The organism is Sunxiuqinia sp., from assembly GCF_055140945.1.
Genome location: NZ_JBSQYS010000001.1, coordinates 107,507 through 119,836, shown reverse-complemented (window position 1 = coordinate 119,836; position 12,330 = coordinate 107,507). Strand labels below are relative to the sequence as shown.

General features: G+C 40.2%; 9 protein-coding genes. 1 reads left to right on the top strand and 8 read right to left on the bottom strand.

Translation table 11 applies throughout. The features are described from left to right. The first annotated feature begins 159 nt into the window (after positions 1-159). The gene (locus ACTB00_RS00475; RefSeq protein WP_463297983.1) at positions 160-1,248 is read left to right on the top strand and encodes a mannose-1-phosphate guanylyltransferase; all 1,089 of its coding nucleotides are present in this window, start codon (positions 160-162) and stop codon (positions 1,246-1,248) included. A 51-nt stretch (positions 1,249-1,299) separates the two neighbouring features. On the opposite strand, the gene porK (ACTB00_RS00470) is transcribed toward ACTB00_RS00475, so the two are convergent. From porK (ACTB00_RS00470) to topA, 8 genes are all read right to left on the bottom strand, one after another. Beyond that, positions 1,300-2,646, bottom strand: coding sequence for a T9SS ring complex lipoprotein PorK/GldK (gene porK, locus ACTB00_RS00470; RefSeq protein ID WP_463297982.1), 1,347 nt, complete (start codon positions 2,644-2,646; stop codon positions 1,300-1,302). 132 nt (positions 2,647-2,778) lie between these two features. Next, positions 2,779-3,633, bottom strand: coding sequence for a type IX secretion system ring subunit PorN/GldN (gene porN / locus ACTB00_RS00465; RefSeq protein ID WP_463297981.1), 855 nt, complete (start codon positions 3,631-3,633; stop codon positions 2,779-2,781). A gap of 81 nt (positions 3,634-3,714) precedes the next feature. Continuing rightward, entirely contained in the window at positions 3,715-5,328 is a 1,614-nt protein-coding gene (porM, locus tag ACTB00_RS00460; RefSeq protein ID WP_463297980.1) for a type IX secretion system motor protein PorM/GldM, read from the bottom strand. Positions 5,329-5,352: 24 nt separating this feature from the next. Next, positions 5,353-6,318, bottom strand: coding sequence for a type IX secretion system motor protein PorL/GldL (porL, locus tag ACTB00_RS00455; protein WP_463297979.1), 966 nt, complete (start codon positions 6,316-6,318; stop codon positions 5,353-5,355). Between the two features lie 21 nt (positions 6,319-6,339). Continuing rightward, positions 6,340-7,677, bottom strand: coding sequence for a T9SS ring complex lipoprotein PorK/GldK (gene porK, locus ACTB00_RS00450; RefSeq protein WP_463297978.1), 1,338 nt, complete (start codon positions 7,675-7,677; stop codon positions 6,340-6,342). Between the two features lie 29 nt (positions 7,678-7,706). Then, a complete protein-coding gene (locus tag ACTB00_RS00445) occupies positions 7,707-8,657 on the bottom strand; it encodes a PorP/SprF family type IX secretion system membrane protein (protein WP_463297977.1) in 951 nt (316 codons plus the stop codon). A gap of 110 nt (positions 8,658-8,767) precedes the next feature. Continuing rightward, entirely contained in the window at positions 8,768-9,922 is a 1,155-nt protein-coding gene (locus tag ACTB00_RS00440; protein ID WP_463297976.1) for a formimidoylglutamase, read from the bottom strand. Between the two features lie 70 nt (positions 9,923-9,992). Continuing rightward, the gene (gene topA / locus ACTB00_RS00435) at positions 9,993-12,317 is read right to left on the bottom strand and encodes a type I DNA topoisomerase (protein ID WP_463297975.1); all 2,325 of its coding nucleotides are present in this window, start codon (positions 12,315-12,317) and stop codon (positions 9,993-9,995) included. Positions 12,318-12,330 lie beyond the last annotated feature (13 nt).

Here is a 12,330-nt window from a genome sequence, read left to right as displayed (position 1 = left end):
CTTTAGCCTAAAGTTACAAATAATAGCATATGAAAAAACCTATTTATGCGTTAGATCTATGAATAACGATCAACCTACTTAGAAGGAAACCACGAAATAACTTTATGGTTTACCTTCAAATTAGGTATATTTGAAGTATGTCACAAAAAAATTTGACGAATGAATAACAATTATTGTATTATTATGGCCGGGGGAATAGGAAGCCGCTTTTGGCCCATGAGTAAAAGCTCTATGCCTAAGCAATTTCTAGATATTTTAGGAACCGGTCGAACATTTATCCAAATGACATTTGATCGGTTTAAACGTGTCTGTCCGGTTGAAAATTTTTATGTTGTAACAAGTGTTGATTATAAAGAGTTAGTACTGGATCAGCTACCTGAGTTAAAAGAAGATCAGGTTTTATTAGAGCCTCTGAGAAGAAATACCGCGCCCTGTGTGGCTTATGCGAGTTATAAAATAAAAAGTATAAATCCCGATGCCAATGTCATTGTAGCTCCTTCGGATCATTTGATCTTGAAAGAGAACGAATTTGTAGCAGAAATTCAAAAAGGGATTGATTATGCTTCGAACAATGATGTATTGGTGACTTTAGGGATTACTCCCAGTCGGCCTGAAACGGGGTATGGATACATTCAGATAGATGGAAAAACGGAGTACCAGAACTACGAGAACCTGTATCAAGTGAAGACATTTACGGAAAAGCCCAATCGGGAGATGGCCGAGGTGTTTGTTTCAAGTGGGGAGTTCTTCTGGAATTCGGGGATATTTATTTGGTCGCTGAAAAGTATTTTGAAAGCCTTTGACAAACACCTTGAGGATGTGTCAGGCCTATTTCAGAAAGGCATAAAATTGTATGGCACCGAAGATGAGGTCCACTTTATCAACAAAACATACTCTGAATGCCAGAATATTTCGTTGGATTATGGCATCATGGAAAAGGCCGAAAACGTATATGTTTTATGTGCTGACTTTGGATGGAGTGATATGGGAACCTGGGGCTCGTTGTATGAAAATGGTAAAAAAGATGATGCCAATAATTCAATTAATGGAGGAGATGTTTTTACCTATCAAACTGAAAATTGCGTGGTCAATGTTCCGAAAGAAAAGGTTGTCGTTTTACAAGGGCTGGATGGATATATTGTTGTTGAGGCGGATAATACCTTGCTTGTTTGCAGAAAGAAGGACGAGCAACAAATACGTCAGTTTGTAAGCGATGTGAAGATGGTGAAAGGTGATGAGTTTGTATAGATAAAATATTGACGAAAAGTTTAAGCTTCTTCAGTGATGAGGAAGCTTTTTTTATTCTCTGAACTCGTCTTTAAATGAAGTCCGGGCACATCGAAATCCAATATACGATTTTGTGGTATCCTCATATTCAAAGCTTCGAGTTGAATTCCGAATATAATAAGCAACATCTTTCCAGGAACCTCCTCTTATAACTTTTCGTTTCATAACCGGTGCATCGTCTGGCGAAGAATTATACTCGTACGACGGATTGAAATCATTGATGTTTTCGTATGCTGCTTCGTTGAATGCAGAACTGGTCCACTCTGCAACGTTCCCGGCCATATCATATAGTTTGTAATCGTTGGGATCAAAACTAGCTACTTTCATTGTTGTCGTGCTCGACTCGCTATCTGCCACATAATTCCCTCGGCGCGGCTTGAAATTCGCTTTAAAACAACCCGGCAAATTGCGCGTGTAATAACTTCCCCAGCTGTACAAGGTTCGTTCATGTCCACCGCGAGCGGCATATTCCCACTCGGCTTCAGTTGGAAGTCGATAGGCGTGAACCGAAGGAGCTTCCATTAACGTTTGATACTTGTTCATCATTTGAGTTCGCCAGTCGCAAAAGGCTTTTGCCTGATGCCAGTTAACTCCAACCACGGGGTAGTCATCAAAACCAACATGAGCAAAATATTGCTTTGTTAAGGGCTCATTATACGAATATGTGTAGTCACGTATCCAACACAAGGTATCTGGATATATTGGCACACTTTCTTTAAAAATAAATGAAGATCTGTTTGAAATTGGAACTTCCTCTCCGTCCTGGTTAATAATTGATCCTTCGTAAGTTTGAGTTTCGTAGTTGTATCGGTTTTGACTCTTGGCCGCCTGCTTATAATCAACCCAATAATAATCGTAAGTATATTTTCTGGTATCCAGCGATTTTGAGAAAAACATCCGTTCTTCCTCCGGAATGTACAACTCTTCCATAGCTAATTGAAAATCCGGGTTGTTCCACTCAATCGGGTCTTGCCAATTTAAATGAGGAGTTTCATAAAAGTTCCCAAAGTCATCTTCTGTGATCATGAATTCGGGATAAGTTTCAGACAGAAGAGTGCGGGCAATCGAATCTCTCACCCAGTAAACGAATTGCCGATATTCGTTATTGGTAATTTCGGTGTCGTCCATCCAAAAGGCCTCGACTGAAACTCGCTTTAAAGTTGTATTGAAACTCTGTAGCTCGTCATCTTCAGCCCCCATCACATAGCTTCCTCGTTCAATAAATGTCATTCCAAATGGTGCAGGCTCATAAAATGGTCTCGACTCTTCCGGATACAGGTAGTTGAGTGTATCATCCTTTTTGCACGAAGCGACGAGAATGAGCACAAAAAATACAGATATGACAAAAGATCTATTCATTTACAAAATTGGGCAGTATGGTACGCTTTAAGTTAACGTGTTACAAATATCAATATTGTACAATTCTTAAATTGAAAAAAGCCTTATGAGATATTCTCATAAGGCGTTTGAGCTTTGTATGCGTATAATATTTTAATATGCCCACAAATCCTGTTCAAAATCAAAAATCTCACGTTCAATTTTTCTGGATTCAAGCATGGCTTCACGACCGCTTAAGTATTGACTAACTGCACGGTTGTTGTATACGTTGGATTCTTTTACAATGTAGCTGTTAAATTTACGCTTGATAAACAGGTCGTCGAAAGACATGTTTTGAGCTGTATTGTTTGGGTTGATAACCGAGTGTGTGGCCATCAGTTCTCGTGCTTCCGGGTAATAGATCCAGAATACTTGACGACGTTGAACATTTTCTCTGTTAATGTCCTGATCTCGGTAGTATTCCTGAATTGGGCAAATACCAATGATGCGGGTATTTAGTGTTGAAGTCTGCTTATCGAAGAACCATTCTTCTTTAACCATGAACTGCTTAACTTCTTCAGCACGAATTTCTCCTACTACAATTCGATCTTCTAACTCTCCGGTATCCAAATTACGAACTTGTCGTGTCCGGGTTGTTGCGCCGAATGCTTCTTTTACTTGCTCAAATGTCATTGGTACTTTAAACTCATCGTCGGTACGGGCATCATAAGCAGTCAGTTGTCCGTTTTCTATTCCTTCAATGAATAAATTAATCAAGTTTGTACGACCATCCATATTGGTAGTTGGAAAATACAAAACCTGGTTCATTTTTTCTCTTAAATCAATGATTCGCCATATTTTTTTGGACCACATCACATCTGCCTCACGGATAGGAGCAAAAGCCATGGGTTTTTTATTTTCAATATTGTTACGCTTGAAAGCTCCATCAATAATCTGAGCCTGTGTATCTTTCGCCGAGAAACTAACTGCACAGCAAACAATTCCTATAGCTACAAAAAACTTTTTCATCTCGTTCAATTTTAACGTTCAAAACTATTCGAAGGAATTCGCTTATAGTGATTTAGCTGTATGCAAATTCCGTTTCATGCCTTATCTTATTTTAAAGCTTATTGGAGACAATTCCCGATCGGTTCCATCGTCACCATGTGCAAATATATTATCAATGTAAATAATACTTCCGGGAGCAAGTGTGTTAAACTGAGTGCGCTGCTCATCAGTAAAACGATTTGAGGTTGACGACCAGGTATTGTTGTATCCACCAGCTCCGGTAAATGTAATATCAAATTGGGTGATTTTAAATTTCAAGTCAAAGTCAAAATCTTTTAAAGCGGCAAAAATTCCATCTTCAGCCAGAAGATCTTCTTTACGCAAAACACCACTATTTTGCCCTGCAACTGTTGCTACAGGATCGGGTACTTGTTTTACCCGGAAGTCCATACTTCCTATAAATCGTAGTTTGCCTTCAAAGTCAGCACTCACAGAAACTTTTGTGCGGTTTCCATTAATATCTTCCACCTTTGGATAAACCAGGTAGTTTTTGCCATCCCGGTCGATTTTACCATTTGACATGGTAACTTGCAGGTTTTCAGAAGGTACTCCTGGGACAGAAACGCTTACCGGGTTAGGAACACCCATATAAAAGACGTTCATTTTTATGGGCGATATGGTAACCGAAGGTTTGCTAACCTGGTATTCTTCTTCGAATTCGTAGTTCTTGTACTCGCCTTCGGGAGTTTTATATTTTATAATCCCCCCCCATTTATAGGTTCCTGGCGAAGTAGCCGGAACCTGATAGATTCCTTTTCCACCTTCGATCTTCAATTCTTTGTTGTTGACTAAAATAATAGGCTGTTGAGTGGTATCTTCAGCAGCTAAAAATACTTCAGCGCGGTAAACATCACCTTCAAGAATATAGGATGATTTTTCAATCACAGTAGGCCTTAGCCTATTGAATTTAAACGAACTGGCGTCAATCTGACTATACAAATAGGTTAAGATGTTTGACTCCGCGTTTTGAATGTCGATTTGTATTTTCGAAAGCAATGCAATAACGGCAATTAACGGCTTACTCTCAAAGTGTTCAATTTCCCAAGTGATTTTCTCAGATTCTTTTAGTGTAACTTTTGGGTCAGAAGTGTCCAGCGCTTGCTTAATTGTAGAGCGCATGGGTGAATTTTCTTCCAGGAGCGATAAAAATTCTTCTTTTAGTTCATTAATTCCAGCTTTTAGCTCTTCGGCCTTGTTTAGTCTGATCATGATTTCTGAAGGCACATTCAGTTCATCATCTTTTTTTAACACTAAGGTATCACCTTCGTTATTGATCACAAAGGATTGTCCTTTGTTGTCGTTGTATGTTTCGTTCTCCTCAGAAAGATTTGTTCCTCCTGACTTGATGACAAGTTCTTCTTTTAGTGACGTAATTTTGTTGGTTAGACTATCCGTCATAGACCTCACCAAGTCAGCCTTTTTTTTCCATTCATCTACTTTTGTTGGATTCTCCTCATAGGCTTGAGCAAAAGAGGCATAAATTTGCTCATTTTTTGAATCGACACTCTTGAATGTTTGCATTAAGCTTGAATCAACCACGCGGAAGGCGTCAAGAACCTCTGATGCTACGTTAAGCGCCATCATGGCCAACAGCACCAGGTACATCATGTTGATCATCTTCTGCCGGGGAGTTTCCGGGCAATTCTTGGTTCCCATATACGAAAGGCTTATCGGTTTTTATTATTTCTTGTAATTCATGGCTCCCAGCATATTGCCATAAATAGAATTCAATGCTTCAAGGTGTTTGTTTAGTTCTTCAGCATTTGATTTGTACTTCTTAATTTCTTCAGTCGACAAGGCGATCATCTCGTTCATCTGTGTCATTTCGGTGAAGAATTTTTGAGAAGATTGCAGCTGTGCGTTGGTTTCTTTCAGCTGACTTTCGTATGAAGAGTTCAGTGTCTCAAGGTTTTTATTTAACCGATTGAGGTTTTCGCCATAGCTCGCAGAACTTTTACTGATTGAGTCAATTCCAGAATCGATTGAGCCTGCTGCTTTTTCGTATGATGAAGCCAGTTTGTTGCTTGTCTGTGTTAGCTGATTGGCAAACTCCTCTCCTGAAACTGAAAGCTTCGTTAGTAATTGGTCACCATTTTCAGATAAATTTTTCGCTGTTTTAGTGTAGGACCTTACCAAGTCCGAAACAGAGTCGCTAATTTTATCATTGGCTTGGTTGTTAATCTCCGACAGCGTGCTCATTGACTCAGATGCCGAAGTCAAATTCCGGACATATAAATCTGTGGCTAATGTTGCCGAACTGATTTCACTAATACTTGAGGCCGTATTACTCAAATCAGTCAATCCTTTCGAAACTTTCGTCAATAATTCTGGTGAAATATCTGCTTTATCCCAAAGATCACCAAACCCACCCTTTGAGTCAGTTTCAATGGCATCGTCGGCATCATAATCCTCTTTTAGCTCAGGATATACTTTCGACCATTCGGGCATCTCCAAAGGTGGTTCAAATGCCGAAATGAAGAAGATGAATGCCTCAGTACACAACCCCACAATTAATAATAGACCCGAATAAGACCAGTGTTGAAGCTTAAATAAGGCACCTAACAATACGATTGAGGCCCCCAAATTATAAACGTAGCCAGTAAAGACTTTCCATCGTTTATTCTGAATTATTTCACCAATGTTCATGTTTTGTAGATTAGGGTTTGACTAAAATTCATTACCAAATGACGATCTCACACAACGGAAACCGACATAAGATTTAGCGGTATCTTGGTATTCAAAACTTCTTGTTGAAACTTGTAAATAAGCGGAAATATCTTTCCACGAACCTCCGCGAATCACTTTCCTTTTCATTACAGGAGGATCGTTGGGAAGTGCGTTGTATTCAAAATTTGGATTGAAATCATTAATATACATGTAGGCTGATTCGTCATAAGCAGAGATTGTCCATTCAGCAACGTTCCCTGCCATATCATAAAGCCCAAACATATTGGGGTCGTAGTTTCCAACCCGCAGTGTTGCCAGCCCTTCATCCTCGACATAATTTCCACGGAACGGCTTAAAGTTTGCCAAAAACTTTCCATCATCATCACGGGTGTAATAACCACCCCACGGATACATTGAAATGTCCTTGTCACCTCTTGCTGCATATTCCCATTCGACTTCTGTCGGCAAGCGGTAGTCTTGGATCACCGGTTCGCCCACTCCATCAAGATATTCATTGTGCAATTTGGTTCTCCAATGACAGAATGCTTTTGCTTGTTTCCAGGTAACACCAACCACGGGGTAGTCGTCGAAACCCGGATGCCAGAAATATTTGCTTGTCCACGGTTCGTTATAAGCGTAGGTGTAATCACGAATCCAAACTAAAGTATCAGGATGCACAAATGTTGTTTCGCTGAAAATAAAAGAGGAACGATTTTCAATTGGACGTTCTTCTCCATTTTGATCGAATACGGTACCTTCGTAGCTTTCTGTTTCGTAGTTATATTTATTGGCTGATTTTGCCGCTTGCTTGTAATCAATCCAATGGTAAGTATAGAAAAGTTTTCGGGCGTCAATTTCTTTTTTCCCAAAGAATCGCTCGTTTGTAGGAATATACATCTCCTCCAACGCATCAACATAATCCGGATTGTTCCATTCCAACCGCTCATCCCAGTTAATACGAGGGGGATCTATAATGTTTCCATCCTGATCTTCACTGATCATAAATTCAGGATATTGCTCCCCAATTAGTGTCCGTGCAATTGAATCCCGAACCCAGTTCACAAACTGACGGTACTCATTGTTTGTTATTTCAGTGTCATCCATCCAGAATGCATCGATGGAGACTGTTTTTGTTGGGGTTGAAGACCAGGTTGGATCCTGATCATTCGGTCCGATATTTATGCTTCCGCGGTGAATAAAAGTCATTCCATAGGGAGCTGGTTCAAACCATTTTCCACGACCTTGAACGCCGGTTAGCTCTCCATTTCCAGACTTACCGCAGCCAGTTAATGCCCAGATGGCCGCAATAATTAAACCTGAAGAAAGTATTTTTTTCATAGCTACACTTTTGCTTTCGTTAAATCAGCTTATAAAAATCTGATACTCTTATATTTCTTTAATCTTCCCTTGCCAATATCAACAGAGTAACGCAGGAAAATCTCCTGCGATCCATATCCATATCGGCCTAGTGCAGATGTTGTTATGTCGTAAGCTAAACCTAAGTTTAAGCCATTTTTTAATTCTACTCCTATTAAAAGTGCGATCGCATCTTGCAGACGATAAGTTAATCCGCCTGAGAAGCGATTATTGTAGACCACACTCAAATTAAAATCAACCTGGGTGCTTGCTAAATCTGATTTTGCAAAAACCGAAGGTCGCAACTCAAATAACGGGTCGGGCAAACTAATATTGTACCCAGCTGATAAATAGTAGTGCCGTAGCAGAGGGAAATATTCTCCTCCATCTCCGTATTTGATTTCTCCCTGATTGACATGTGTTACTGAGAGACCCGCAAAATAGTCATTTGATTTTAAATAAAGACCAAGTCCAACATCAAAAGTTATTTGGCTGACTTCACTCTGAGGAATCAACCGGTCTCCGGAGGCGCTTCCAAGGATCCCATCTTCTCCAACAGTAATCCACTCGCCATTTATTGATTTGTTGAACATACCCAAAGACGTACCGATACCAAGATTTCCGATACTAGTTGTTGTTTGGTAAGAATAGTTCAGATTTACGAGAACATTCTTTGAAAAACCGAGTTCATCGCTAATGATGTTTAATCCTACCCCACTTGTGCTCCCAAATATATTAGCAGTTGTTTCCACGCTAAATAACAGTGTTTTAGGAGTGCCGTCGAAGCCACTCCATTGATATCTGTTTAATATTAATCCAGTTATTGCATCATTACTGCCAGCAAAGCCCGGGTTCACCGACAGCTGTGCTTCTTTATTGAAGCTAAACTGAGGGTCTTGCTGAGCATTTGCGGCTAAGTTAATGATTATTAACAAAAATAAAAAGTAAAATATTTTTTTCATAAACTGGCTGTTACTGCCGATTTCTAGCGCCAAAGTAAGTGAAAATAATGAATCTTTCCTGATGTTTTTTTTATCATGTGCCTAAGTTTTTGAACGCATAGGGCCTGCATTTATTTTGCGATGCGATTTAATTTTCGAATATTTCGCCACCAGCGATCCGGTATATCGTTTTGAGCAGCCATTCTATAATCTTCCTCGGAACAAGAGAATGTGCGTTCGATTGTTCCGTCTTCATCGGATATCTTCATCCACCAACGGCCGGTCTTTTGGCTCTGGTAAAAAATCAATGGCAAGTCGATATCATCAATTTCTATTATAAATTCATTGAAATCAATCTTTGTTCCGTTTGGAGATTCAACTTTTTTAAAGTAGAAGCCTTCCAGAAAATGCCAAACAATTTGAGCCATGAGCTTGCAGCTTAGGTCGCCTTGATCAAGACGAGGAATGAGGTTGAAGAATCCTGCTACCTTTAGTTTATCCGCCATTCCTGCGTAGTGACCTACCTGACATGCCTCTTCAGCGTATAGACCATTTGGAGAGCCAAAATATTGACCGGGAGCTTCAAGTTGCCTAATCGCATTAAGATCAAAACTAAGTATGTCTGCATCTCTCAGGTAAGGCTCAATGGAAGACATATCATATCGAATTTCCCCCAGTCGCTTATTTTCTGTTTCCATTTCATAACTGTGGTCGAGTTCAAGTGAGTCGACAAAATAGTTCTGATACCCAAGTGTGGATTGAGCATACAGGTTCGGTTGCTTTTCAAAAATGAAATTCAAATAGGTCTCCGAATTGATTGTTTTTATCCCCTTTTTAAAATCTAATTTTGGGTCTATGTTTACTAAATTAAATGGATTTTCTTCAAATGCTTTTGTAATGCCGAACGTAAGATCCTGACTACCGCCCAATACCACGACTGTTTTGCCCGCTCCAATCAGGCTGGCACAAACGTCTTTTAAAGCAAAATAAGTATCGTTGATTGTTTTGCCAGTTTTAATATTGCCTAAATCTAAAATTTTGAAACGGGGAGAAATTCGGTTCAATGGATATAAATACTCACGAATTTTATTTGGAGCCTTCGAGCTTCCTTTCACAATGGCATTGCGGTCATCTTCAACCCCAATTATTATGATCTCCGCTTTTTCCAGCGGTAGCTTGGAATGATTTTTTTCCAAAATTGTGCCTAAGCTAAACTTGGGTTGCGCCCAGTCCGGCAGCTTAAATTTTGAAAAGTCGACAGGTTTCAGATAAAGCTTAATATCCATTCGTTCGATTTTTTTTCTGAGGATGAAAATAAATAAAAAAGGCAAACATTTTAACGTTTGCCTTTGGATATTATTTTTTCTTTTTGCGTTTGGGCTTCGGACCTTCCTCAATAATTTTCATGCAATCTTCAAGGCTTAGCTTTTCAGCTTCGGTGCCTTTTGCAATTTTATAGTTCTTTTTCTTGTACTTAATGTATGGTCCCCAGCGCCCTTCGAGTATTTGCAACTCCGGTTCCTCGTCAAACGTTTTAATAAGCGCTTTACGATCTTTTTCACGTTTAGCTTCAATCAACTCAATGGCACGTGGAAGCTCAATTGTATATGGGTCATCCACTCCTTTCTCGAGTGATACAAATTTACTGTCGTGACGCACATAGGGGCCAAACCGACCAATCGCAACCGTCACTTTTTTATCTTCATACTCTCCCAGGTCGCGAGGAAGTTTAAACAAGTCAATTGCTTCTTCGAGCGTTATCGTTTCTAAATGCTGGCCACTTCGGAGACTGGCAAACTGGGGCTTTTCACCTTCTTCTGTCGTTTCACCCAGCTGGGCCAATGGGCCGTATCTACCAATTTTAACAGATATTGGCTTGCCTGTTTTCGGATCATCGCCTAATATACGTTCTCCGTTTGTACGTTCCGAAACTTCCAGTGCGTTTTCCACATTTTGGTGAAATGGTTTGTAGAACTCGTCAATAACTTCATTCCATACCCGGCTCCCCTCAGCAATTTCATCAAACTCTACCTCAACTTTTGCGGTGAAACTGAAGTCCATTATCTTATCAAAATATTTGACTAGATAATCGTTGACTACCATGCCCACATCCGTAGGGAAGAGTTTATTTCGTTCTGCTCCTGTTATTTCTGTTTTTACAGCTTCTTTCAATTCGGTTCCAATTAAAGAGAGCTGTGTGTATTTTCGTTCAACCCCTGGTCGTTCTTCCTTCACTACGTAACCACGGTTTTGAACTGTCGTAATCGTTGGTGCATAGGTTGAAGGACGTCCGATACCTTGCTCTTCCAACTTTTTCACCAAGCTTGCTTCGGTATATCTCGGTGGTTTTTGCGTGAACCGTTGGGTGGCTTCAATCCATTCAGCGCGTAGCTGTTGGTTTTCTTTTACAGGAGGAAGCAAGGTGCTGTTGTCGTCACTTTCGTCTTCATTGTCAGATGATTCCATATAAACACGCAAAAAACCGTCAAATTTGATTACTTCGCCGGTAGCCTGAAATAAATTGCTACTGTTTGAAACAGATATATTGATTGTTGTGCGTTCCAGTTCCGCATCCGCCATTTGTGAGGCGATCGTTCGCTTCCAGATCAACTCGTACAGTTTCTTTTCCTGGTTAGATCCACCTGCCTCTGGTTGATCCATATAACTTGGTCGAATTGCCTCGTGAGCTTCCTGCGCTCCTTTCGACTTTGTTTTGTATTGACGAACCTTGTGGTATTTTTCTCCAAGTGAATTAATAATCTGACTCTTTGCCGAGTTGATGGCCAATGATGACAAGTTGGTCGAGTCAGTACGCATGTAGGTGATTTTACCTGCTTCGTACAAACGCTGGGCAACTGCCATGGTTTGGGAAACCGAAAAGCCTAGTTTTCTACTGGCTTCCTGCTGTAAGGTTGATGTTGTAAATGGCGCAGCTGGTGTTCTTTTCGATGGTCTGGTGGTGATATCGGCAATGCTGAAATCTGCCGTTTTGCACTTTTCAAGGAATGCTTGTGCCTCCTCTTTGGTTTCTAACCGTTTTTTAAGGTCTGCCTTTAGTTCTACCGCATTACCATTTTTATCAGGAACCAGAAAAGCTGCAGTAACCCTGAAGCTTGATTTGCTTTGGAAATTTATAATTTCCCGTTCTCTCTCCACAATCAAACGAACAGCAACCGACTGAACCCGACCTGCAGAAAGCGAAGGTTTTACTTTCTTCCAAAGCACTGGCGAAACTTCAAAACCTACAATGCGGTCTAAAATGCGTCGCGCTTGTTGAGCGTTAACCAGGTTTTCGTCTATCGGGCGCGGATTTTCAATTGCCCGCAGAATCGCATCCTTGGTAATTTCGTGAAAGACAATTCGTTTTGTTTTTTCAGGCTTCAACTTCAGAACTTCTTTCAAGTGCCAGGCTATTGCTTCTCCTTCACGGTCTTCATCGGATGCGATCCAGACCATCTTGGCATCCTTGGCTAACTTCTTCAGTTCTGTAACTATTTTCTTTTTATCGGGTGAAACAATATACTTAGGTGTATAATTGTTTTCCATATCAATCCCAAAATCCTTTTTTTCGAGGTCTCTAATATGTCCCATGCTAGATGTGACCAGATAATCTTTGCCTAGAAATTTCTCAATTGTCTTCGCTTTGGCAGGGGACTCAACAATAACCAGATTCTCACTCATAAAAACCTCCTAT